Annotated in this window: 18 protein-coding genes; all 18 read left to right on the forward strand. The window is 62.2% G+C overall.

Going from position 1 to position 23,231, the window contains the following annotated elements; all coding sequences use genetic code 11:
* Positions 1–37: 37 nt before the first annotated feature.
* Positions 38–832: a class II aldolase/adducin family protein gene (locus F7R06_RS01965; protein ID WP_090322031.1), complete on the forward strand. Its 795-nt coding sequence runs from the start codon at positions 38–40 to the stop codon at positions 830–832.
* Between the two features lie 300 nt (positions 833–1,132).
* Positions 1,133–1,780, forward strand: coding sequence for a TetR family transcriptional regulator C-terminal domain-containing protein (locus F7R06_RS01970; RefSeq protein WP_090322027.1), 648 nt, complete (start codon positions 1,133–1,135; stop codon positions 1,778–1,780).
* Between the two features lie 93 nt (positions 1,781–1,873).
* Complete coding sequence (locus tag F7R06_RS01975; RefSeq protein WP_047529264.1) at positions 1,874–2,590, forward strand: response regulator; 717 nt, start codon at positions 1,874–1,876, stop codon at positions 2,588–2,590.
* Positions 2,591–2,595: 5 nt separating this feature from the next.
* The gene (locus F7R06_RS01980; RefSeq protein WP_090327328.1) at positions 2,596–3,369 is read left to right on the forward strand and encodes a substrate-binding periplasmic protein; all 774 of its coding nucleotides are present in this window, start codon (positions 2,596–2,598) and stop codon (positions 3,367–3,369) included.
* Positions 3,366–5,627, forward strand: a complete 2,262-nt coding sequence (locus F7R06_RS01985; protein ID WP_090322023.1) for an ATP-binding protein — start codon at positions 3,366–3,368, stop codon at positions 5,625–5,627. Before F7R06_RS01980 ends, F7R06_RS01985 begins: the two co-directional genes overlap by 4 nt.
* Positions 5,628–5,836: 209 nt before the next feature.
* On the forward strand, positions 5,837–7,249 hold the full coding sequence (locus F7R06_RS01990) for an amino acid permease (protein WP_090322018.1): 1,413 nt from the start codon (positions 5,837–5,839) through the stop codon (positions 7,247–7,249).
* Between the two features lie 349 nt (positions 7,250–7,598).
* Positions 7,599–8,390 carry an enoyl-CoA hydratase/isomerase family protein gene (locus F7R06_RS01995; protein ID WP_090322016.1) on the forward strand — a complete coding sequence of 264 codons (792 nt, stop codon included), beginning with the start codon at positions 7,599–7,601 and terminating at the stop codon, positions 8,388–8,390.
* 46 nt (positions 8,391–8,436) lie between these two features.
* On the forward strand, positions 8,437–9,597 hold the full coding sequence (locus tag F7R06_RS02000; protein WP_090322013.1) for an acyl-CoA dehydrogenase family protein: 1,161 nt from the start codon (positions 8,437–8,439) through the stop codon (positions 9,595–9,597).
* 18 nt (positions 9,598–9,615) lie between these two features.
* Positions 9,616–11,715 carry an acetate--CoA ligase family protein gene (locus F7R06_RS02005; RefSeq protein WP_090322010.1) on the forward strand — a complete coding sequence of 700 codons (2,100 nt, stop codon included), beginning with the start codon at positions 9,616–9,618 and terminating at the stop codon, positions 11,713–11,715.
* Between the two features lie 10 nt (positions 11,716–11,725).
* Complete coding sequence (locus F7R06_RS02010) at positions 11,726–13,333, forward strand: 5-guanidino-2-oxopentanoate decarboxylase (RefSeq protein ID WP_090322008.1); 1,608 nt, start codon at positions 11,726–11,728, stop codon at positions 13,331–13,333.
* Positions 13,334–13,363: 30 nt separating this feature from the next.
* A complete protein-coding gene (locus F7R06_RS02015) occupies positions 13,364–14,554 on the forward strand; it encodes a pyridoxal phosphate-dependent aminotransferase (RefSeq protein ID WP_090322005.1) in 1,191 nt (396 codons plus the stop codon).
* Positions 14,547–15,962 carry an aldehyde dehydrogenase family protein gene (locus tag F7R06_RS02020; RefSeq protein WP_090322002.1) on the forward strand — a complete coding sequence of 472 codons (1,416 nt, stop codon included), beginning with the start codon at positions 14,547–14,549 and terminating at the stop codon, positions 15,960–15,962. The genes F7R06_RS02015 and F7R06_RS02020 overlap by 8 nt, the downstream gene beginning before the upstream one ends.
* A gap of 98 nt (positions 15,963–16,060) precedes the next feature.
* On the forward strand, positions 16,061–17,662 hold the full coding sequence (locus tag F7R06_RS02025; protein WP_090321998.1) for an ABC transporter substrate-binding protein: 1,602 nt from the start codon (positions 16,061–16,063) through the stop codon (positions 17,660–17,662).
* Between the two features lie 160 nt (positions 17,663–17,822).
* Positions 17,823–18,782, forward strand: a complete 960-nt coding sequence (locus F7R06_RS02030; RefSeq protein WP_090321996.1) for an ABC transporter permease — start codon at positions 17,823–17,825, stop codon at positions 18,780–18,782.
* Positions 18,783–18,785: 3 nt separating this feature from the next.
* Positions 18,786–19,613: an ABC transporter permease gene (locus F7R06_RS02035; RefSeq protein ID WP_090321994.1), complete on the forward strand. Its 828-nt coding sequence runs from the start codon at positions 18,786–18,788 to the stop codon at positions 19,611–19,613.
* A 2-nt stretch (positions 19,614–19,615) separates the two neighbouring features.
* Positions 19,616–21,262, forward strand: coding sequence for an ABC transporter ATP-binding protein (locus tag F7R06_RS02040; protein ID WP_090321991.1), 1,647 nt, complete (start codon positions 19,616–19,618; stop codon positions 21,260–21,262).
* Positions 21,263–21,271: 9 nt separating this feature from the next.
* A complete protein-coding gene (locus F7R06_RS02045; protein WP_090321988.1) occupies positions 21,272–21,976 on the forward strand; it encodes an NAD(P)H-dependent oxidoreductase in 705 nt (234 codons plus the stop codon).
* Between the two features lie 333 nt (positions 21,977–22,309).
* Positions 22,310–23,221, forward strand: a complete 912-nt coding sequence (locus tag F7R06_RS02050; RefSeq protein WP_090321985.1) for a transporter — start codon at positions 22,310–22,312, stop codon at positions 23,219–23,221.
* Positions 23,222–23,231 lie beyond the last annotated feature (10 nt).

A 23,231-nucleotide genomic window follows, 5' to 3' on the forward strand; every position in this document is an offset into this window, starting at 1 on the left:
CTGTCTGCGCAGCCGACCCGCCTGGAGAACCACAACAATGAACGAAATCGCGACCCACCTGACTGCCGCACCTGCGCGCAGCGCTACCGAACAGCGCCTGCGTGAAGAACTGGCCGCCTGTTACCGCTTGATTGCGCATTACCGCATGACTGATCTGATCTTTACCCACATTTCGGTGCGTATCCCCGGGCCGGAACATCATTTTCTGATCAATCCGTATGGGTTGATGTTCGATGAGATCACCGCGTCCAATCTGGTGAAAATCGATTTGAACGGGAATGCGGTGGAGCCGTCGCCGTACCCAGTGAACCCGGCCGGTTTTGTGATACACAGCGCGATTCATGGTGCCCGTGAAGATGCCCAATGCGTGCTGCATACCCACACCAAATCCGGCTGCGCGGTGGCCGCGTTGAAGGGCGGCTTGCTGCCGGTGAATCAGATTTCCATGGAGTTCTATGGTCGGGTTGCTTATCACGACTACGAAGGCGTGGCGCTGGATTTGAGTGAGCAAGAGCGACTGGTGGCAGACATGGGGGACAAGCCGGTATTGATGCTGCGCAACCATGGCTTGCTGACGGTCGGCGAAACCGTAAGTCAGGCGTTTCTGCGCATGTATTACCTGGAAAAAGCCTGCGAAATCCAACTGGCCGCGCAGGCGGCCGGTGAGTTGGTGCTGCCGCCGGCTGAAGTCTGTGAGCACACCGAGCGTCAGTTCAATGACCCTGGCCGAGCGCTGGATGAAGGTGAATTGAACGATCCGGATGCCATGCAGTTGGCCTGGGCGGCGTTGTTGCGCTTGCTGGAACGGGTGGCTCCGGGGTATCGGGATTGATTCGGATTTTCTGTTGATAGGGATGACGCCATCGCGGGCAAGCCGCGCTCCCATAGGGTTTGGTGGTAGTTCGCGGAATGTGTGAACGCCCGAAAAACACTGTACAAGCGAGCCTGCTCGCAATGGCGGTATGTCAGGCAACGTAGAGGTTGAATGTGCTGACGCCTTCGCCGGCAAACCAGCCCCCACAAGGACACAGGCTTACACCAGACTGGAGACATGACAGTCTCTTGTTGTACAGTCGTTCAGCTTGCAGGCGTAGCGCGAGCCCCCTTGATTGAATCCAGGAGCATGTCACCCATGAATCAGGAAGCCCGTTTTTCCCGCATGGAACCGGAGTTGCGCAAGGCCAATCTGATCGAGGCGACGCTGGTGTGCCTCAAGCGCCACGGTTTTCAGGGTGCCTCGATCCGCAAGATTTCCGCCGAGGCCGGGGTTTCGGTGGGGCTGATCAGCCATCACTACTCGGGCAAGGACGAACTGGTGGCCGAGGCCTACATGGCGATCACCGGACGGGTCATGACCCTGCTGCGCGATGCGATGGAACAGGCTGCACCCAATGCTCGCGAACGCTTGTCGGCGTTTTTCCGCGGTTCGTTTTCCGCCGAATTGCTCGACCCGCAACTCATTGACGCCTGGCTCGCGTTCTGGGGCGCGGTGAAAACCGCCGAGGCGATCAACCAGGCCCACGATCATTCCTATGGCGAGTACCGTGCCATTTTGCGCAAGGTGCTGATGGAACTGGCGCAGGAAGAAGGCTGGGAAAACTTCGATGGCGATCTTGCTGCGATCAGCCTCAGTGCCTTGCTCGACGGTCTGTGGCTGGAGTCCGGACTCAATCCCGGCACCTTCACCCCGGAGCAGGGCATCCAGATTTGCGAGGCCTGGGTCGATGGTTTGCAGGCCGGTGGACGGCAGCGCTTTTGCGTACAGACGAGCAACTGTTGATCAGTCGTTCAGCAATGGCTACTCTCTGGCGCTGATGTACAAAAACACTCTAATAAGAAATGCGCCTTCGGGCACAGGCAGGACACCCCAGTCATGACGCCACGGGTACTGATCGTCGATGACGATCCGCTGATTCGCGAACTGTTGCACGCCTACCTGTCCCAGGAAGGCTACGAGGTTCATTGCGCCGCCACGGCGGAACTGGCCGAAACCTTTCTGGCCAGCCAGGCCGTAGACCTGGTCATGCTCGATATCCGCTTGCCCGGCAAGGACGGCCTGACCCTGACCCGTGAACTGCGGGTGCGTTCGGAAGTCGGGATCATCCTGATCACCGGGCGCAACGATGAAATCGACCGCATCGTCGGCCTGGAATGCGGTGCCGATGACTACGTGATTAAACCTCTCAATCCACGGGAGCTGGTGTCCCGGGCGAAAAACCTGATACGCCGGGTTCGTCATGCGCAGACGCCCCAGCCTGTTGCGGCTGTGGCCAAGCCCGTCAAACAGTTCGCCGACTGGTCGCTGGACACCGATCGCCGGCGCCTGATCGATCCTTCCGGCAGCGAAACCCTGCTGACCCACGGCGAGTACCAATTGCTCAGCGTGTTCCTGCGCAACAGCGGCCACACCCTGAGCCGCGACCAGTTGATGGATCAGATCCGCAACCGCGAATGGGTGCCCAACGACCGCTCCATAGACGTGCTGGTCGGTCGCTTGCGCCGCAAACTGCACGACGACCCGGCCGAGCCGCAGTTGATCATCACCATCCACGGCGCCGGTTACCTGTTCACTGCCAGCCTGGCGGCGTGACGGCCGTGGGGCGACTGCTCTGGTTGCTGTTGGCGCTGGTGGCGGGCAACGCCCTGGCCGCGGAAAAAGTCCGCTACTGCGATTATCCGGTCTACCCGCCGATTTCCTGGAGCGATGGCAAGCAGGTCCGTGGCCTGGCGCCGAGTGTGGTGAAAAAGCTGTTCGGTGAGCTGGGCTACGAGGTCGAGACCGTGGTGCTGGGCAACTGGAAACGCTGCCTGCTCGATGCCGCCGAAGGCCGGGTCGACGTGGTGCTGGCCTACAGCACCGCGCAACGGCAACAAAGCATGCTGTTTTCCACGGTGCCAGTACTGCGCGAAGAGGTCGCGTTGTTCATCAATCGCCAACATCCGGTGCAGTTCGAACGCCTGGAAGACCTGGCCCATTACCGTGGCGGCTTGCTGTTCGGTGAAAGTTACGGCGTGGAATTTGATCGCATGGTTGCGCAAAACGACAACATAGAATGGGTCTCCGACAGCCGACAGAACTTCGGCAAGCTGATTCGCGGGCGCATCGATTTCATCACCCAGGAGCGCCGTACCGGCCAGCTCTACATCGAAAGTCTGGCGGGCGCCCAGGACATCGTCGCGTTGCCCAAGGCCCTGAGCGTCGACTACCTGCGGGTCGCGGTTTCCCGTCGCTCGCCGTTGGCCAGTCAGATGCCGCAGATCAATGCGCAACTGCAGCGCATGGTCGATGCTGGCGACATCGAGCGCCTGCTCGATGAAAGCGAAGTCACTTACCGCGACATGATCAACCTGCCGGTGAACGAACAATGATTCGCCCACGTCCCGGTGGCCTGTTGCGGCGTCTGTTGCTGTTCATTCTGTTGTTCAGCCTGTGCTTCACGGTGCTCGCCAGTACCGTTCAGCTGTACATCGAATATCGTCGGGAAATGCGCGACATCGACTCGCGCATGGAGCTGATCCGCGCCGGCTATCTGGCAAGCCTGGAGCGCAGCCTGTGGGATCTGAACCAGGAGCAATTGAATGTGCAGTTGCGCGGCTTGGTGGACTTCTCCGACGTCGCGCGGGTGCACTTGAGCAGCCCGGACTTCGACCTGCTGCAAGGCAACCCGGATCCGCTCGGGCCGTTGCGCGTCGAACGTTTTGCCCTGGACTACCAACCGCCGTCCGGGCCTTTACGGCACTTGGGTGAACTGGAAGTCAGCACCGATCTGGGCGCGGTGTATCAGCGCCTGTATGCCACCGGGCTGACCAGCCTGTTGTGGATGGGGGCGTTCCTCTGCGGTCTTGCGATTGCGCTGTCCTGGTTGTTTTACCGTCTGGTCACCCGGCACCTGCAAGTCATGGCAGAGTTCGCCCGGCGTATTGCCGCCGGCGAATGGCATGAGCCGCTGCGCCTGCACAAGCGGCGCAGTGTCCACAAAGACGAAATCGACACCGTGGCCCACGCCCTCGACGACATGCGCCGGGCGATCCTCAGCGACATCGACCGCCGTGAAAGCGATCGGCTGGCCTTGCAGGACAACCGCGACGAGTTGCTGAAGATGGTCGAGCGACGCACTGCCAGCCTGATGCGCGCCAAGGACGAAGCGGAAGCGGCTAACCTGGCAAAGTCACGGTTCCTGGCGACCATGAGTCATGAGTTGCGCACACCCCTCAACGGCATCCTCGGTATGGCCGAGTTGTTGCGCGGCGCCAGCCTCGATCCGCAGGACGGCAAACGTCTGGAGGCCTTGCACAAGGCTGGCGAAGGATTGCTGACCATCCTCAATGAAGTGCTGTTTTTCGCCAAACTGGAGGAGGGCGCCAGCCTGCCCGAGCCGGTGGACTTCTCGATTCGCCAATTGATCGATGAGGTGCTGACGTTGCTCGAGCCCAAGGCGCTGGATAACGACACCCTCCTGCAGTGTCGGGTCGATCAGCGAATCGCCGAGTATCACCACGGTGCCGAGCAATTCTTGCGGCAGGTGTTGAGCAACCTGTTGGCCAACGCGATCAAGTTCACCGAGTGTGGTGAGGTCAGTGTCGAAGTGGCGTTGCTCGCGCAGTCTGGAGAGACTGGCGGCGATCGTCTGCGGGTGAGTGTCACCGACAACGGCATCGGCATTGCCCCGCCGATGCAGGCGCGGATTTTCGAGCGCTTCACCCAGGCCAGCGAAGAAGTGGCGCAGCGCTTCGGCGGCACCGGGTTAGGACTGGCGATCTGTAAACACCTGGTTGAGCAAATGGGTGGCAGCATCGGCGTCACCAGTGAAGTGGGGCGGGGCAGTTGCTTCTGGTTCGAGTTGACGTTGCAACCCGCTGCAGGCGTCACCGCACCCATACCGATCAAGGTGACAGGTCCGGCATTGAAGGTGCTGGTGGTTGAGGATGTGGTGCTCAATCGCGAAGTGGTCCAGGGGTTGCTGCAACGGGACGGCCACCAGGTGTGGCTGGCCGAAGAAGGTGAGCAGGCATTGGCGCAATGCGCCGCGCAGCGGTTCGATCTGATACTGCTGGATGTGCATCTGCCGGGCATGACTGGTGTCGAGTTGTGCAAACAGATCCGCAGTGCCGATGGGCCGAATCGTACCGCGCGCATTTTTGCCCTCACAGCCAGCGTGCAACCGGCGCTGGTTCGCGGGTATCTGGATGCCGGTATGGATGGCGTGCTGGCCAAGCCGCTGAATCTGGACACGCTGCGCAAGGTCATGAGCGGGCAGTTGATGACGCCCAAGCCGCTGCTGGAAGAGGGCGCCATCGACTGGCCGCTGCTGCAAACCCACCGTAACTTGCTCGGCGAGCAAAAAGTGCAGGGGTTGCTGGCGGTGCTGCGCGACTCGATTCTGCAACACCACGAGGCGCTGCGCGAAGCGATTGAAGCCGATGACTTCACTGAAATCGCACACCTGGCCCATCGTTTGGCGGGAAGCGCCGACTCCCTGGGTTTTCGTGACTTGGCCGGCGTCCTGAGATCACTGGAAGAGACGGCCCTGATCAACGATCAATTGGCTATCGGGCAGTTGGCGCCTGCGCTCAATGAGCACTGCAAGCACGCACTACAGGCGCTGGAACGCCTGTTGCAGAGCTGACGTACATTTTTGTTACGACTTTCTACAACTTCGATCCATACGTACAACGCGACCTTACATGGCTTTCCAATAATCGACGCAACCGCCGCAGCGCGGTCTTCGAAGCTTATTGGAGATAATAATAATGAATTGCCGTAAAGCTGATTCTTCCCCGCGCCACGACATCCTGTCATGCGCCGCGCCCCTCACCGATTGCTGAGGGTGCCGACATGAGTGAAAACATCGACCGTAAAGGCATCCAACTGACCCGTGCCCTGAAAAGCCGGCACATTTTCATGCTCTCCCTGGGGGGCGTGATTGGCACCGGGCTGTTCATGGGCTCTGGCGTCACCATTAATCAAGGCGGTCCGGTGGGGGCGATTCTGGCCTACCTGGTCGCCGGCTTCCTGATGTACCTGGTGATGGTCTGCCTGGGCGAGTTGTCCGTGCAGATGCCGGTGTCCGGTTCGTTCCAGACCCACGCCACCAAGTTCATCGGTCCGGCCACCGGCTTCATGATCGGCTGGGTGTACTGGATGAGCTGGGCCACCACCGTGGGCCTGGAGTTCACCGCCGCCGGCATGTTGATGACGCGCTGGTTCCCGGCGGTGCCAATCTGGTACTGGTCGGCGCTGTTCGTGGTGGTGCTGTTCGGCATCAACGCCATGGCCACCCGCGCCTTCGGTGAGGCTGAATACTGGTTCTCGGGGATCAAGGTCGCGGCAATTCTCGGCTTTATCGTGGTCGGTGTGCTGGTGATCTTCGGCGTGATGCCGCTGAGCAGCGGCGCACCTGCACCGATGATGAACAACCTGATCGGCGACTCGCTGTTCCCCAACGGCCTGTCCGCCGTGTTCGCGGTGATGATGACTGTGGTCTACGCCTTCCAGGGCTGCGAGATCATGGGCGTGGCCGCAGGCGAAACCGACCAGCCGGAAAAGAGCATCCCGCGCGCCGTGCGCAACGTGGTGTTCCGCGTGCTGATTTTCTACGTGCTGGCGATTATCGTGCTCTCGGCCATCGTGCCGTGGCAGCAGGCGGGCCTGATGGAAAGTCCGTTTGTGCAGGTGTTCGACATGGTCGGCATCCCCTATGCCGCTGACCTGATGAACTTCGTGATCCTCACGGCGATTCTGTCGGTGGGTAACTCCGGCCTGTATGCCTCGACCCGCATCCTCTGGGCGATGTCGAAAACCGGCATGGCGCCGAAAAGTCTATCGCCGCTGAGCAAGCGTGGCGTGCCGTTGCGCGCGTTGAGCATCACCCTGTGCTTTGCGCTGGTGTCGCTGCTGACCAGTTTCATCGCGGCCGACACCTTGTTCATGGTGCTGATGGCGGTGAGCGGCATGTCCGGCACCGTGACCTGGATTGTCATTGCTTTGGCGCAATACAAGTTCCGCAAGGCCTACCTGCGCGACGGCGGCAAACTCAGCGACCTGAAATACCGCGCCCCGTGGTTCCCGGTACTGCCGCTGATGTGCATCACCTTGTGCTGCTCGCTGTTCGTGTTCCTGGCCCTGGATGAAACCCAGCGTCCATCCCTGTACTGGGGCTTCGGCTTTATCGCCCTGTGCTATGGCGCGTACTTCCTGTTCCATCGCAACCGCGAGGCAGTGCTGGCACCGAGTTTGCCGAGCGTTTAATTCATTCACTCAAGCACAACCCCCTGTGGGAGCGAGATTGCTCGCGATAGCGGTGCGGCAGTCAACAGCGATGTTGAATGTCCTGCCGTCATCGCGAGCAAGCTCGCTCCCACAGTTGTTTTGCGTTGTGCGACTTGGTTGGGAGGCCACAGGCAGTTGTTCGAAGTTGTAACAACGGTTCCACTCACTCCCCATCGATAGGAGTAAAACCTAGTAAAAACAATAAGATAACGAGTTTTATGGCTTGTTACAGCCCATTTCTTCGCCGATTGCCGGCTTACTGAACACTCGTTTAGTATGGCTCCAAGTCGCAACACCTCACGACAAACAAAACAATTCGAGGACCCGCATGACTACTCACGATTCTCTGCTCAGTCAGGTCGAAGCAGGCGTTGCCTGGATCACCCTCAATCGCACGGCTCAGCGCAATGCGCTGGACATCCCGACGCTGAAAAACCTTCACGCCTTGCTCGACACATACAACGCTGATCCAGCGGTACGCGTGGTGGTATTGACCGGTAGCGGTCGCAGCTTCTGCGCCGGTGCCGACCTCGATGAATGGGCCGAAGCCGAAGCCCGTGGCGCGCTGGAAACCTACGGCTGGACCGAAACTGCTCATGCCCTGATGACCCGCTTGTACGGCCTGGAAAAGCCGACCATCGCCGCCATCAACGGCACCGCCGTTGGCGCCGGGATGGACCTGACCCTGTGCTGCGACCTGCGCATCGCCGGGCAGTCGGCACGCTTCAAGGCCGGCTACACCAGCATGGCCTACTCGCCGGACGCCGGCGCCAGTTGGCACCTGCCACGCCTGATCGGTGCCGAGCAGGCCAAGCGCCTGTTGTTCCTCGACGAACTGTGGGGCGCCGACCGCGCCCTCGCGGCGGGCCTGGTCAGCGAAGTGTGCGCCGACGATCAATTGCAGGCCGTGGCCGGCGAACTCGCCACACGCCTGGCTGTGGGGCCGACCTTTGCGTTTGCCCAGACCAAAAAACTCATGCGCGAAGGTGCCGACCGCAGCCTGCCCGAGCAACTGCAAGCGGAACTGGCCGCCGGCCTGCTCTGTGGGCGCAGCGAAGACGGCAGCGAAGCGCTGCGCGCCGCCATGGAAAAACGCCCGGCACGCTTTATCGGTCGCTAAGCCCGCCTCACCCACCACTCTTTGCAAACGAACACAGGTAGCACCCATGAATTTCCAACTGACCCAAGAACAAGAAATGTTGGTGGACTCGGTACGCAGCTTCGTCGAGAAGGAACTGCTGCCCTATGAAACCGAAGTCGATCGCGCCGACGAAGTCTCCCCGGAGCTCGCCGCGCAGATTCGCGGCAAGGCCATTGCCGCGGGTTTCTACGCCTTCAACATGCCCGAAGAGGTCGGTGGTGGCGGTCTGGACTACTTGTCCCAGGCGCTGATCGAGCGTGAACTGTCGAAGGTCTCCTGGGCGCTGCACGTGTTCGTCGCGCGGCCATCCAAGATCCTCATGGCCTGCACTGGCGATCAGATCAACGATTACCTGTTGCCGTGCATCCAGGGCGAGAAGATCGACTGCTTCGCCCTGACCGAGCCGGGCGCCGGGTCCGATGCCAACGCGATCAAGACCCGCGCCGTGCGCGACGGTGACGACTTCGTCCTCAATGGCAGCAAGCACTTCATCAGCCACGCCGGCCACGCCGATTTCGCCATCGTCTTCGCCGTCACCGACACCTACGAGCACAACGGCAAGAAACGCAACGCCGTGACCTCGTTCCTGGTCGACCGCAATACGCCGGGCATGACCATCCGCCGTGGTCCCAAGTGCGTGAGCAACCGTGGTTATCACACCTTCGAAATGTTCTTTGACGACTGCCGCGTACCGGCCTCCAAGGTACTCGGTGAAGTCGGCAAGGGCTGGGACGTGGCCAACGCCTGGCTGACCGCCGGACGGGTAATGGTGGCGGCCAACTGCGTCGGCCAGGCGCAACGGGCACTCGACGTCTCGCTGCAATGGGCGGCGGACCGCAAGCAGTTCGGCCAGCCTATCGGTACCTACCAAGGCGTTTCGTTCAAGTTGGCGGACATGGCCACGCAAATTCGCGCGGCCGAACTGCTGACCCTGCACACCGCGTGGAAAATGGACCAGGGCACCATGACCGATGGCGAGGCCGGCATGGCCAAGCTGTTTGCCAGCGAGGTACTGGGGCGGACCGCCGATGAAGCGGTGCAGATTTTCGGCGGCATGGGCCTGATGGACGAAGGTCCGGTGGAGCGCATCTGGCGTAACGCGCGGATCGAACGGATCTGGGAAGGCACCTCGGAAATCCAGCGCCACATCATTTCCCGCGAGCTGCTGCGGCCGCTGCTGCGCTGATCGGTCCGGAGAATACTTATGTCCCAGACTATTCGTGACAACCTCAAACGCATGCTCGCGCCGCGCCACGTGGCGTTCGTTGGCGGCCGCAGCATGGCCCGCGCCCTCAAGCGTTGCGCCGAGGGCGGTTACCCAGGGCAGATGTGGCTGATCAATCCGCAGCACGAGAACCTCGAAGGCGTGCCGTGTGTGCGCAGCGTGGCCGACCTGCCGTGCGGCCCGGACGCGGTGTTCATTGCGACCAACCGCGACCTGACCCTGACCTGCGTGGCCGAACTGGCCGCCATCGGTACCGGCGGCGCCATCTGCTACGCCTCGGGTTTTGCCGAAACCGGCGCTGAAGGCCAGGCCCTGCAACAGCAACTGCTCGAAGCCGCTGGTGACATGGCCTTGCTCGGCCCCAACTGCTACGGCCTGCTCGATTACCTGCACAGCTGCGCGCTGTGGCCGGTGGCCCATGGCGGCAAAGCGGTGGAGAAGGGCGTGGCGGTGCTGACCCAGAGCGGCAACTTTGCCTACAACCTGTCCATGAGTGACCGTTCGCTGCCCGTGGCCTACATGGCCTCGGTGGGCAATCAGGCGCAATTGGGGGTGGCCGAGTTGATGGATGTGCTGCTCGATGAGCCACGGGTTACCGCCATCGGTCTGCACCTAGAGGGTTTGAAGAACGTACCGGGTTTCGCCCGCGCTGCGCACAAGGCGCTGGAAAAGGGCGTGCCGATCATTGCCTTGAAGACCGGCGTGTCGCAGATCGGTGCCGAGCTGGCCCTGAGTCACACCAGTTCGCTGTCCGGCTCCGATGCGCTGTACGACGCGCTGTTCGCACGTCTCGGCGTGATCCGCGTCAGCGGCCCGGTGAGCTTTGTCGAAACCCTGAAAGCCGCCGCCTGCGGCAACCTGCCGGCGGGCAACAGCCTGATCGCGCTGGCCTGTTCCGGGGGCGACGCCGGGCTGATCGCCGACTACGCCGAGCGCAATGAACTGGCGCTGCCCAAGCTCGACGCGGGTCAAACCGGCGAGCTGGCGCAAGTACTGCCCAGCTACGCCAACCTGGTCAACCCTCTGGATTTCACCACGGCGATCTGGGGCGATGGCGAGGCACTGAACCGCATGCTCGACAGCGCCCTGCGCACTGAAGCCGATGCCGCGATGCTGGTCCTCGACTACCCGTCCGAGTTCACCGGCGAACGCAAGGAATGTGACCTGCTGCTGGACCTGTACTGCAAGGCGCTGGTGCGCCACGGCAAAACCGGTTTCGTCACCTCGGCTTTCCCCGAGTTGCTGCCGGCCCACGCTCGCGAGCGTCTGCATGAGCAGGGCGTCGCGGCATTGCAGGGTGTTGAAGACGGCCTGGCGGCTTGGGGACGCATTGCCAATTACCAGCGCAACCGTGAGGCCCTGTTGGCCCTCGGTGAATCGGCGCTGGTGCCGCTGTGCCCGCAAGCCCTGCAAGGCGAAGGCCGTTTACTCAACGAATGGGACGCCAAGCAGGCCTTGCGCGAATTCGGCCTGCCTACCCCCAACGGCGTACTGAGCGCCCCGGACCGGGCACTGCAAGATGCCAAAGCCCTGGGTTATCCGCTGGTGCTCAAAGCCGTCAGCGCCCAATTGCCGCACAAAACCGAGGCCGGCGCCGTGGCGCTGAACCTCAAGGACGACGTGGCCCTGAGCGCGGCACTGGAAAAAATGCGCGCGAGCATTGCCGCGTACGCACCGGGCGTGGCATTCGATCAGTTGCTGTTGGAACCAATGGCCAGGCCGCCACTGGCCGAACTGATTGTCGGCATCAAGCGTGAAAACGACTTCGGCCTGGCGCTGGTGATTGGCGCTGGCGGCATTCTGGTGGAACTGCTCAAGGACAGTCGCAGCCTGTTGCTGCCGACCACTGACGGGGCCATTCGCCAGGCGTTGCTGAGCCTGCGCAGCGCGGCATTGCTGCAAGGCTTCCGTGGTCGCGAAGCGGCGGATCTTGACGCGCTGGTCGCGGCGATCCGTGCCGTGGCCGACTACGCCTGCGAAAACGCCGCGCAATTGCTCGAACTCGATGTGAACCCATTGTTGGTCGGTGCCCAGGGCACGACTGCCGTCGACGCGTTGATTCGCCTCGGCCATGAATGAGGAACTGAACATGCAAAGCAAAACCTTGACCGGTGGCCAGGCGCTGGTGCGTCTGCTGGCCAATTATGGCGTCGACACCGTATTCGGCATTCCCGGCGTCCATACCCTGGAGCTGTATCGCGGCTTGCCTGGCAGCGGCATTCGTCATGTGCTGACCCGGCATGAACAGGGCGCCAGTTTCATGGCCGACGGCTACGCCCGGGTCAGCGGTAAACCCGGCGTCTGCTTCATCATCACCGGTCCTGGCGTGACCAACGCCGCCACCGGTATCGGCCAGGCCTACGCTGACTCGATTCCGATGCTGGTGATTTCCAGCGTCAACCACAGCGCCAGCCTCGGCAAGGGCTGGGGCAGCCTGCACGAGTGCCAGGACCAGCGCGCCATGACCGCGCCTATCACCGCGTTCTCGGCGGTGGCGCTGACCGCCGAAGACCTGCCGGAACTGATTGCCCGCGCCTACGCGGTGTTCGACAGTGAGCGTCCGCGCCCGGTGCACATCTCGGTGCCGCTGGACGTGCTGTCGGCACCGGTCGCTCGCGACTGGAGCAATGACGTAGTGCGTCGCCCCGGTCGCGGTACGCCAGCCGCTTTCGCACTGGACGAGGCGGTCGACAGGCTGCACGGCGCCAAACGGCCAATGATCATCGCCGGTGGTGGCGCGCTGAATGCCGCACAAGAACTGGCCGAACTGAGCACCCGACTGGCCGCGCCGCTGTTCACCAGCGTCGCCGGTAAAGGCTTGCTGCCACCGGACGCTCCGTTGAATGCCGGCTCGTCGCTGTGCGTGGAACCAGGCTGGAACCTGATCGCCGAAGCCGACGTGGTACTGGCGGTCGGTACGGAAATGGCCGACACCGATTTCTGGCGCGAACGCCTGCCACTCAACGCCGAACTGCTGCGGGTGGACATCGATCCGCGCAAGTTCAACGACTTCTACCCATGCGCCGTGGCGTTGCACGGTGATGCACAGCAGACCTTGGCCGCCGTACTGGAACGCCTGTCGCCGGATGTCCGCGACGCCGGTGCCGCGATTGCCAAAGTCGCGGCATTGCGTGAAGCCATCCAGGCCGGCCATGGCCCGTTGCAGTCGATCCATCAGGCGATTCTGCAGCGCATTGCCGCCGAACTGCCGGCCAACGCCTTCATCAGCACCGACATGACTCAGCTGGCATACACCGGCAACTACGCCTTCGCCAGCGCGGCCACCCGCAGCTGGTTGCACCCGACCGGCTACGGCACCCTGGGCTACGGCTTGCCAGCCGGTATCGGCGCCAAGTTCGGTGCACCGCAACGGCCGGGCCTGGTGCTGGTGGGGGATGGCGGTTTCCTCTACACCGCGCAGGAACTGGCGACGGCTGTCGAGGAGCTGGACAGCCCACTGGTGGTGTTGCTGTGGAACAACGACGCCCTGGGGCAGATTCGCGACGACATGATCGGCCTGGATATCGAACCCATCGGCGTACTGCCGCGCAACCCGGATTTCGCCGCGCTGGGCCGCGCCTTCGGCTGCACCGTGACGCAGCCGCAGAACCTTGCGGAACTGCAAACCGACCTGCGCCACGGCTTCAATCGCAACGGTGTCACCCTGATCGAACTCAAGCATGCCTGCGTTCGCTGATGTTCAACCTTTACTGGAGGGAATAGGGCCATGCGCTTTTCCGATCTGACTCAACGCATCGCCGGTGACGGCGCCGCCGCCTGGGATATTCACTACCGTGCGCTGGCCATGCTGGAGCAAGGCAAGGACATCTTGTTGCTATCGGTTGGCGACCCCGATTTCGACACGCCGCAACCCATCGTCCAGGGCGCCATCGACAGCCTGTTGTCCGGCAACACCCACTACGCGGAGGTGCGCGGCAAGCGTGCCCTGCGAGAAGCCATCGCCAAACGCCACGGGCAACGCAGCGGGCAGTCGGTGTCGGCGGATGAGGTCACGGTGCTGGCCGGGGCACAGTGCGCACTGTTCAGCGTGGCTCAGTGCGTGCTCAACCCCGGCGATGAAGTGATCGTCGCCGAGCCGATGTACGTCACCTACGAAGCCGTGTTCGGAGCTTGCGGGGCCAAGGTCGTGCCGGTGCCGGTGCGCTCGGAAAACGGCTTTCGCGTACTGCCCGAAGACGTCGCCGCCCGCATCACGCCTCGGACCCGTGCCCTGGCGCTGAACAGCCCGCACAACCCGTCGGGCTCGAGCCTGCCGCGCAGCACCTGGGAAGCCTTGGCGGAACTGTGCATCGCCCACGATCTGTGGCTGATTTCCGATGAGGTCTACAGCGAGCTGCTGTTTGACAGCGAACACGTCAGCCCGGCGAGTCTGCCGGGCATGGCCGAGCGCACCGCGACCCTCAACAGCCTGTCGAAATCCCATGCCATGACCGGTTGGCGCGTGGGTTGGGTTGTGGCGCCGCTGTCTTTGTCCGCGCACCTGGAAAACCTGGCGCTGTGCATGCTCTACGGCTCGCCGGACTTTATCCAGGACGCCGGCGTGGTGGCACTGGAGAGCCAGTTGCCGGAACTGGAAGCCATGCGCGAAGCCTATCGGCAGCGCCGTGATCAGGTGTGCGAAAGCCTGGCCGATTGCCCCGGCGTGCGTGCGCTGAAGCCCGATGGCGGCATGTTCGTGATGGTCGATATCCGCGAAACCGGCCTCAGTGCTCAGGCATTCGCCGACCGTCTGCTCGATCGCCACGGCGTATCGGTGCTGGCCGGCGAAGCCTTTGGCCCGAGCGCCGCCGGACACATTCGCCTCGGGCTGGTGGTGGGGGCGGCGCCGTTGCGCGATGCCTGCCAGCGCATCGCCCGTTGCGCCCAGGAACTGATGGAGGCTCAGGTTCATGCTTGATCACAAGGCACTGTTTATTGATGGACGCTGGCAAATCCCGTCGGGGCAGGGCATCGCCGAGGTGATCAACCCGGCCACCGAAGAAGTCGCCGGCCGCGTACCCTTGGGCGATGAGCGGGATGTCGACAACGCTGTCGCCGCTGCCCGTCGGGCCTTCGGGCCATGGTCGCGGACGCCGTCCAGTGTGCGTGCCGGTTACATCCGGGCGCTGGCCGAACAATTGCGCACCCGCGCCGATGAAATGGCCGCCGTGATCACCACTGAACTGGGGATGCCGGTGCAGTGGAGCCGTTCGGTGCAGGTGGACGGGCCGATCATCGGCCTGGAGCAGTACATCGAACTCGCCGGCTTGATGGACGAGGTGCGTGAAGTCGGCAACTCGCTGGTGATCCGCGAAGCGGTTGGCGTCTGTGCGTTCATCAACCCGTGGAATTACCCCCTGCACCAGTTGATCGGCAAGCTCGCGCCGGCCTTGGCCGCCGGTTGCACGGTGGTGGTCAAGCCGAGCCAGGAAACGCCACTGCACGCGTTTCTGCTGGCGCAGATGATCGAGGATATCGGTCTGCCGGCCGGGGTGTTCAACCTGGTCAGCGGGCCGGGCTCCAAGGTCGGCGAAGCCCTGGCCAGGCACCCGGACGTCGACATGGTGTCGTTCACCGGTTCTACCGGCGCGGGTGTGCGCGTTGCCCAGGCAGCGGCGCCATCGGTGAAGCGGGTGTGCCTGGAACTGGGTGGCAAGTCACCGTTGCTGATCGCCGAGGATGCGGATCTCGCGGCAGCGGTGCGTTATGGCGTACAGGACGTGATGATCAACTCCGGGCAGACCTGCACCGCGCTGACACGCATGTTGCTGCCGGCCAGCCGTTATGCCGAAGCGCTGGAACTGGCCATGGCCGAGACCCTGAGCCTGCGCATGGGCGATCCGCTCGATCCGCAGAGTTTCCTCGGCCCGATGTGTTCGGCGGGGCAGCGTCGCACCGTTGAGGAGTACATCCGTCTCGGTCAGTCCGAAGGCGCGCGGTTGCTCTGCGGTGGTGATTCGGCGCCGGACTTCGAGCGCGGTTATTACGTTCGCCCGACGCTGTTTGCCGATGTCGATAACCGAATGCGCATTGCCCAGGAAGAGATTTTCGGTCCGGTGCTGTGCCTGATTCCCTATGCGGATGAGGCGCAGGCGATCCAGATCGCCAATGACTCGCCGTTCGGCCTGTCCAGCGGCGTCTGGGCCGGCAGCCGCGAGCGCGCCTTGCAACTGGGGCGGCAACTGCGGGCGGGCCAATGCTTCCTCAATGGCGCGGCCTTCAACTATCAGGCGCCGTTCGGCGGCTACAAGCAATCCGGCAACGGACGGGAGTGGGGGGAAGAGGGGCTTAACGAATTCGTCGAAGTGAAGGCGATCCAGGTGTGACGGTAAAGGATTCAAAGGGTGTTTGCACCGGGCCATGGCCCGGTGTTTCGCGTGGTTTTGAACGGGTATTTCCTTAGCTTTCAATCAGAGGCAATGCAATGAGCGATAACAAAAACAAGATTACTCAAGCGAACCATGAATTCAGCTTTGCGCGTCGCGACTTTCTCAAGTACAGCGCGACTGCCGCGGCGGTTGCCGGCGCGTACTCCATGGGCCTGCCATTCGGCGCCATGGCGGCAGAGGCGACGCCCAAGCCAGGTGGCGTGCTGCGCCTGGGCCTGGCCGGTGCCAGCACCACCGACTCGAAAGACCCTGGCTCCTGGGTCGATACCTTCACCTTCGTCGGGTTCTCGGCGATCTATAACACCCTGACCGAAATTGCCGTCGACGGCTCGGCGATCCCCGAGCTGGCTGAAAGCTGGACCTCGACCCCGGACGCCCGGGTCTGGACCTTCAAATTGCGCCAGGGCGTGACCTTCCACAACGGCAAGACCCTGACCGCCGACGATGTGGTCGCCTCGATCCAGCATCACCTCGGGGACAAATCCAGCTCGGCGGCCAAGACCGTATTGGGCGATGTGGCCAAGGTCAGTGCCAACGGCAGCGACAGCGTGGTGTTCGAGCTGCATTCGGGCAACGCCGATTTCACCTACGTGGTCGCCGATTACCATCTGGTGATCATGCCGAGCAAGGACGGCGTGCCGGACTGGCAGGCCGGTGTCGGCACTGGCGGTTATCGCCTGAAGAACTTCGAACCGGGTGTGCGCATGACCCTGGAACGCAGCCCGGATTACTGGAAAGCGGGGCGGGCGCACTTCGCCAGCGCCGAACTGATCGCCATTGGCGACGGCGCCGCGCGAATCAACGCGTTGGTCACCGGGCAAGTGGACGTGATCAACAAGGTCGACCTGAAAACCGTGGCCCTGCTCAAGCGCAATCCGAACCTGGTCATCGAAGAAACCAAGGGCGCGCAGCACTACACCTTCCCGATGCTCACCGACAGTCCGCTGTTCCAGAACAATGACGTGCGCCTGGCGATGAAGCATGCGATCAATCGTGAAACCCTGCTGGCCTCGGTGCTGTACGGCTATGGCCTGGTGGGCAACGATCACCCGATCCAGCCTGGCAGCCGCTTCATCAACACGGCACTGGAACAACGCAGCTACGATCCGGACAAGTCGCGCTTCTACCTGAAAAAGGCCGGCATGGATTCGCTCAAGGTGCGCCTGCAAGCCTCGGACGCGGCGTACACCGGCGCCGTCGATGCCTCGGTGCTGTTCAAGGAGCAAGCCCGCGCAGCCGGGATCGACATAGACGTGGTACGCGAGCCGGCCGATGGCTTCTTCACCAACGTGTGGATGAAGCAACCTTTCACCACGTCGTTCTGGTACAGCAGCCTGACCGCCGACCGCATGTTCAGCATCGGTTACGCCAAGGGCGCGGCATGGAACGAAACCCATTGGGACAACCCGCGCTTCAATCAACTGCTCAACGCTGCCCGTGGCGAGATGAACGACCCGCTGCGCCGCGAGATGTACAACGAAATGCAGTCGCTGTGCCGGGATGACGGCGGGGCAATCGTGCCGCTGTTCGCCAGTTCCGTGGCGGCGCGCTCCAACAGGGTCGCGCACGGCGGGCAGACAGCGCCTTACGGCGAGCTGGATGGGCTGCGGGTAATCGAGCGCTGGTGGCAGGCGTAAGCGTTCGGCAAAGATGAAGAACCCCTGTAGGAGCGAGCCCTGCTCGCGAGAAAGGTCAAGGCAACGCGGATACTCAGACTGTCCGCGTCATCGTTGACGTCCATCGCGAGCTGGCTCGCTCCTACAGTTGGAAATGGTGATCTTCGTAAGGAACTGCGCGGTGAATAGTATTTTCAGATTGCTACTTCAGCGTTTGGCATTGGGGCTGTTATCGCTGTTTGCGGTATCAGTGATCATTTTTCTCGCGGTCGGCATGCTCCCGGGTGATATCGCCCAGGCCATGCTCGGCCAATCCGCCACCCCCGAAACCGTGGCGGCGTTCCGTGCGCAACTGGGGCTGGACATGCCGCCACTGACCCGCTTCGGGCACTGGATCTGGAACCTGTTGCAAGGCGACCTCGGAGTCTCCCTGGCCAACCAGCGACCCATCGCTGAATTGGTGGGCGCGCGACTGGGCAACACCTTCAGCCTGGCGTTGCTGGCGGCCATGGTGTCGGTGCCGTTGGCGTTGCTGTTAGGGATGCTCGCGGCGTTGTACCGCAACAGCTGGTTCGACCGTTTGCTCAACACCTCGGCGCTGAGTGCGGTGTCGTTTCCCGAGTTCTTCGTCGCCTACATCCTGATCCTGGTGTTCGCGGTGAAGCTCAACTGGTTCCCGAGCATTTCCAATCTCGCGCCGGATGCGTCCCTCGGCACGATTCTGGAGCGCTCGGTGCTGCCCGTGGCGACCCTGAGCCTGGTGGTGATCGCGCAAATGATGCGCATGACCCGAGCCTCGCTGATCAACCTGCTGGCCAGCCCCTACATCGAAATGGCCCGGCTCAAGGGTGTCAGCCAGTCGCGGATCATCTTTCGCCATGCCTTGCCCAATGCCCTGGCACCGATCGTCAACGTGGTGGCGCTGAACCTGGCGTACCTGGTGGTGGGCGTGGTGGTGGTCGAAGTGGTGTTTGTCTATCCCGGCCTCGGCCAGTTGCTGGTGGACTCCGTGGCCAAGCGCGATATCCCGGTGGTGCAGGCCTGCAGCCTGATCTTCGCGGCGACCTACATCTTGCTCAATACCAGCGCCGATGTGCTGTCGATTGCCAGCAACCCACGCCTGATGCATCCAAAGGGGTAGACCATGAGCTTTCTTAAACAAATGCTCCGGGCGCCGCTGAGCGCCAAGTTCGGATTGCTGGTGATCGTTGTGTACATCCTGGTGGCGCTGTTCGCCCCGGTACTGGCGCCCTTCGGCGAAACCCAGGTGGTGGGCGAGGGCTTCGCGCCGTGGGGCGGGCCGTTTCTGTTGGGCACCGATAACCTGGGGCGCGACATGTTCAGCCGCCTGGTCTACGGCGCGCGCAATACCCTGGGCATTGCCTTCCTCACCACGGTGCTGGCGTTCCTGCTCGGTGGCTTGAGCGGCCTGGTCGCGGCGATCAAGGGCGGTGCGATCGATCAGGGGCTGTCGCGGGTGGTGGACATCCTGATGGCGATCCCGCAGCTGATCTTTGCCTTGCTGATTCTCAGTGTGGTCGGCACCACGGCGACCTCGTTGGTGCTGGTGATCGCGCTGCTGGATGCGACCCGGGTGTTTCGCCTGTCCCGGGCGGTGGCGATGAACGTCGTGGTCCAGGACTTCGTCGAAGCGGCGCGCCTGCGGGGTGAAGGCCTGTGGTGGTTGGTAACCCGGGAAGTGTTGCCGAACGCGGCGGCACCGTTGATTGCCGAGTTCGGCCTGCGGTTCTGCTTTGTGTTTTTGTTCATCAGTGCGCTGTCATTCCTCGGTCTGGGCATTCAACCGCCCACCGCCGACTGGGGCAGCATGGTGCGCGATAACGCCGTACTGATTACCTTCGGCGACATCAGCCCGTTGCTGCCTGCCCTGGCCGTGGCATTGATCACGGTCAGCGTCAACTTCGTCGTCGACTGGATGCTGCATCAATCCAGCGGCCTCAAGGAATGCTGAACATGACGACCTCCAAACCTTTGCTGGAAATCCGCAACCTGCATATCGAAGGTCACTACGAAGACGCCTGGCATCCGCTGATCAAGGGCATCGACCTGACCCTGCAGCGCGGCGAAGTGCTGGGGCTGATCGGCGAGTCGGGAGCGGGCAAGTCGACCCTCGGCCTGTCGGCCATGGGCTACACCCGTGACGGCTGCAAGATCACCGGTGGTTCGGTGCATTTCGACGGCATCGATCTGCTCAAGGCCAAACCCGAAGCCCTGCGCAAGTTGCGCGGCTTGCGCATCGCCTACGTCGCACAAAGCGCGGCCGCTTCGTTCAACCCGGCCCATCGACTGATCGACCAGCATGTCGAAACGGCGGTGAAAAATGGCGGCATGAGCCGCTCACAGGCCATGGCTGAAGCCGTGGAACTGTACCGCGTGCTACGCCTGCCCAATCCCGAACAGATCGGCCAGCGTTATCCGCACCAGGTTTCCGGCGGGCAGTTGCAGCGGGTGATGACGGCGATGGCCATGGCTTGCCATCCCGACCTGATCATCTTCGACGAGCCGACCACCGCGCTGGACGTCACCACCCAGATCGAAGTGCTGGCGGCGATTCGCGATGCGGTGAAAACCTACGGCAGCGCGGCCATCTACATCAGCCACGACCTGGCGGTGGTGGCGCAGATGGCCGACCGCATCATGGTGCTGCGCCACGGCAAGCTTGTGGAAGAGGCCGAGACCCGCAAGATGCTCGGCGATCCGCAGCAGGACTACACCAAGTCGTTGTGGGCGGTACGCAGTTTCCGCACTGAACCCAAGGCGTGTCCGCAACAGGAACAGCCGCTGCTTGAACTGCGCAACAGTTGCGCCAGTTACGGTCGTCAGCCGGTGCTGCATGACGTTTCGCTGAAGCTGTACCGTGGCCAGACCCTGGCGGTCATCGGCGAATCCGGCAGCGGCAAAAGCTCCACCGCGCGACTGATCACCGGTCTGCTGCCGCCGACCTCGGGCCGGGTGCTGTATGACGGCCAGCCACTGCCAGCGGACTTTCGCCAGCGCAGCAAGGAGCAGCTGCGGCGCGTCCAGATGATTTATCAGATTCCCGACACGGCGCTGAACCCACGCCAGCGCATCGTCGATATCATCGGGCGGCCGCTGACCTTTTACCTGGGGCTCAAGGGCAAGGCCATGCGTGCGCGGGTGGCCGAGTTGCTGGAGATGATCGAACTCGACCCGGCCATCTTCATGGAGCGTCAGCCCCGGGAACTGTCCGGTGGGCAAAAACAACGGATCTGTATCGCCCGGGCACTGGCGGCCGACCCGCAGTTGATCATCTGCGACGAAGTCACCTCGGCACTGGATCAACTGGTGGCCGAAGGCGTGCTCAAACTGCTCAATCGTATTCAGCAACAGCTGGGCGTGGCCTACCTGTTCATCACCCACGACGTTGCGACCGTGCGTGCGATTGCCGATGAAGTGCTGGTGATGCAACGGGGCAGGGTGGTCGACCACGGCTCACGCAGCAGGATTTTCACCCCGCCGCACCAGGATTACACCGGACTGCTGTTTTCGTCCGAACCGCAAATGGACCCCGACTGGCTCGACCGCTTGCTGGCCAGCCGCGCGCTCCCGAATTCAAACCCTACGCTGGAAAAAGTCTAAGGAATCACCATGAAAGTACTGATCGTCCACGCTCATCCAGAGCCACAATCCTTCACCGCGGCTTTACGCGATCAAGCGGTCGCGACCCTTGAAGCCCAGGGCCATGAAGTGCAGGTCAGCGACCTGTACAAAATGAACTGGAACCCGGTGGCCAGCGCCGATGACTTCTCCTCCCGGGAAAACCCCGAGTATCTGGTGTACGCCCTGGAGCAACGCCTGGGAGTGAAAAGCCAGTCGCTGGCGGCGGACATCCAGGCCGAACTGGACAAACTGCTGTGGGCCGACCTGCTGATCCTCAACTTCCCGGTCTTCTGGTTCTCCACCCCGGCGATCCTCAAGGGCTGGATCGACCGGGTGCTGGTGTCCGGCATCTGCTATGGCGGCAAGCGTTTCTACGATCAGGGTGGTCTGGCCGGTAAAAAGGCATTGGTCACCGTCACTTTGGGTGGCCGCGAACACATGTTCGGCGAGGACGCGATTCATGGTCCGTTGCAGGACATGCTGCGGCCGATCCTGCGCGGGACCCTGGCTTACGTTGGTTTTGATGTGCTGGAGCCGTTTGTGGCGTGGCATGTGCCGTACATCAGCGATGAGGCGCGTCGGGAGTTTCTGGCGGATTATGCGCAGCGGTTGCAGCATCTGAGTGATGATCAGCCACTCGTGTTTCCAAAGCTCTCGCAGTTCGACGAACAGCTGTATCCACTGCCCAAATAACTGGTCCGGCACATTCGACATCAATGTTGCCTGTCCTGACGCCATCGCGCGCAAGCCACGCTCACACAAGGGGATTGAAGTCTTTCCCAAATCCATAGTCATTCCCGGAATTCAGCGAATGTCCTCGGCATTGTTCTAAATACGCAAACACTGAAGTCGCCGAGATTGGAATTGTTGGCGTAGGGGGGCGCTTGTAGCCTCCATTACGCCGAACATCACGATCCGCCAACGATTGGGTGGAGCTCCAGCCAGGGCTCATCAAGACGTCATACCTTGCTTTCGGCCTTACGCCCCCCTGGGGGTTGGCTCCTAATAAAAATAAGGAAGGCAGGTATGAGTATTCGTGCATGGGGCTGCGCAGCAACCCTGTTCGCTCCCGTTCTGGGGGCTGGCATTTTGTTTCCCGCGATGGCGCAAGCCTCGGGTATTCCTTATGCCAGCAACCGACCACAAAGTTTCCAATTCAGTTCGGACTTCACCGAGCCCTACAACTCGGTGGGTCAGGAATTCGAATACAACAACGACCGCAAACGCTTCGACGATCATGGCAACAAGGTCGCCGGCAGTAATACCGAAACCTACGTTGGCCTGACGTCGCTGTTGCACTACTGGAAGATGGATGGCCTGCCCAATACCGGCTTCATCGCCAGTATCACCCTCCCGGAGGTTGCGGTTCGCGGCAACGGTACGCGGGTCAGCGGCTTTGGCGATCCATTGGTTGGTGGCCTGGTCTGGTACAACCCGACCCCACTGCGCACCATCGGCGCGCAAGCCTATGTGCAACTGCCGACCGGTGCGGATTCGGTCAGCAGCGACACCTACGCCCTGTGGCCCTCGCTGTTCTACAACGAATGGCTGGGCAAGGTGAACATCGACCTGTTGGTCGGCGCGATCATTCGCGGCGAGGGCCCGCACCATACCGAGCCTGGTGACACCGGCCATGCAAACCTGCGCCTGGGCTACAACATCGTCGACCGTCCGACCTATCAGGTCACGCCCTTCGTCAGCGCTGATTACCAGAAAACCTTCAGCTCCGATGATCGCAATAACAACGCCATCGAGTTCTCCGATTCCAATGAAACCGCCCTCGGCGCCGGTGTGCTGTTTCAGCTCAAGCCCGGCGTACAGAAGGTGTTCAACCAGAAAATGTGGGACCAGGTTTCCATCCACTATTCCAAAGGCGTGGATGGGCGCAACACCACCGTCACGGACGGCTTGTTTGTGCAGCTTTGGCATTACTGGTGAGTCGCAGACG

It is taken from the genome of Pseudomonas moorei, assembly GCF_008801475.1.
Lineage (GTDB): Bacteria > Pseudomonadota > Gammaproteobacteria > Pseudomonadales > Pseudomonadaceae > Aquipseudomonas > Aquipseudomonas moorei.

What these genes read in the sequence shown, in the direction of transcription:
- F7R06_RS01995 (WP_090322016.1), top strand. Translation starts at nt 7,599, where the DNA reads ATGACTACTCACGATTCTCTGCTCAGTCAGGTCGAAGCAGGCGTTGCC.
- F7R06_RS01965 (WP_090322031.1), top strand. Translation starts at nt 38, where the DNA reads ATGAACGAAATCGCGACCCACCTGACTGCCGCACCTGCGCGCAGCGCT.
- F7R06_RS02040 (WP_090321991.1), top strand. Translation starts at nt 19,616, where the DNA reads ATGACGACCTCCAAACCTTTGCTGGAAATCCGCAACCTGCATATCGAA.
- F7R06_RS02000 (WP_090322013.1), top strand. Translation starts at nt 8,437, where the DNA reads ATGAATTTCCAACTGACCCAAGAACAAGAAATGTTGGTGGACTCGGTA.
- F7R06_RS02005 (WP_090322010.1), top strand. Translation starts at nt 9,616, where the DNA reads ATGTCCCAGACTATTCGTGACAACCTCAAACGCATGCTCGCGCCGCGC.
- F7R06_RS02035 (WP_090321994.1), top strand. Translation starts at nt 18,786, where the DNA reads ATGAGCTTTCTTAAACAAATGCTCCGGGCGCCGCTGAGCGCCAAGTTC.
- F7R06_RS01990 (WP_090322018.1), top strand. Translation starts at nt 5,837, where the DNA reads ATGAGTGAAAACATCGACCGTAAAGGCATCCAACTGACCCGTGCCCTG.
- F7R06_RS02025 (WP_090321998.1), top strand. Translation starts at nt 16,061, where the DNA reads ATGAGCGATAACAAAAACAAGATTACTCAAGCGAACCATGAATTCAGC.
- F7R06_RS02045 (WP_090321988.1), top strand. Translation starts at nt 21,272, where the DNA reads ATGAAAGTACTGATCGTCCACGCTCATCCAGAGCCACAATCCTTCACC.
- F7R06_RS02010 (WP_090322008.1), top strand. Translation starts at nt 11,726, where the DNA reads ATGCAAAGCAAAACCTTGACCGGTGGCCAGGCGCTGGTGCGTCTGCTG.
- F7R06_RS02015 (WP_090322005.1), top strand. Translation starts at nt 13,364, where the DNA reads ATGCGCTTTTCCGATCTGACTCAACGCATCGCCGGTGACGGCGCCGCC.
- F7R06_RS01970 (WP_090322027.1), top strand. Translation starts at nt 1,133, where the DNA reads ATGAATCAGGAAGCCCGTTTTTCCCGCATGGAACCGGAGTTGCGCAAG.
- F7R06_RS01975 (WP_047529264.1), top strand. Translation starts at nt 1,874, where the DNA reads ATGACGCCACGGGTACTGATCGTCGATGACGATCCGCTGATTCGCGAA.
- F7R06_RS01985 (WP_090322023.1), top strand. Translation starts at nt 3,366, where the DNA reads ATGATTCGCCCACGTCCCGGTGGCCTGTTGCGGCGTCTGTTGCTGTTC.
- F7R06_RS02020 (WP_090322002.1), top strand. Translation starts at nt 14,547, where the DNA reads ATGCTTGATCACAAGGCACTGTTTATTGATGGACGCTGGCAAATCCCG.
- F7R06_RS02050 (WP_090321985.1), top strand. Translation starts at nt 22,310, where the DNA reads ATGAGTATTCGTGCATGGGGCTGCGCAGCAACCCTGTTCGCTCCCGTT.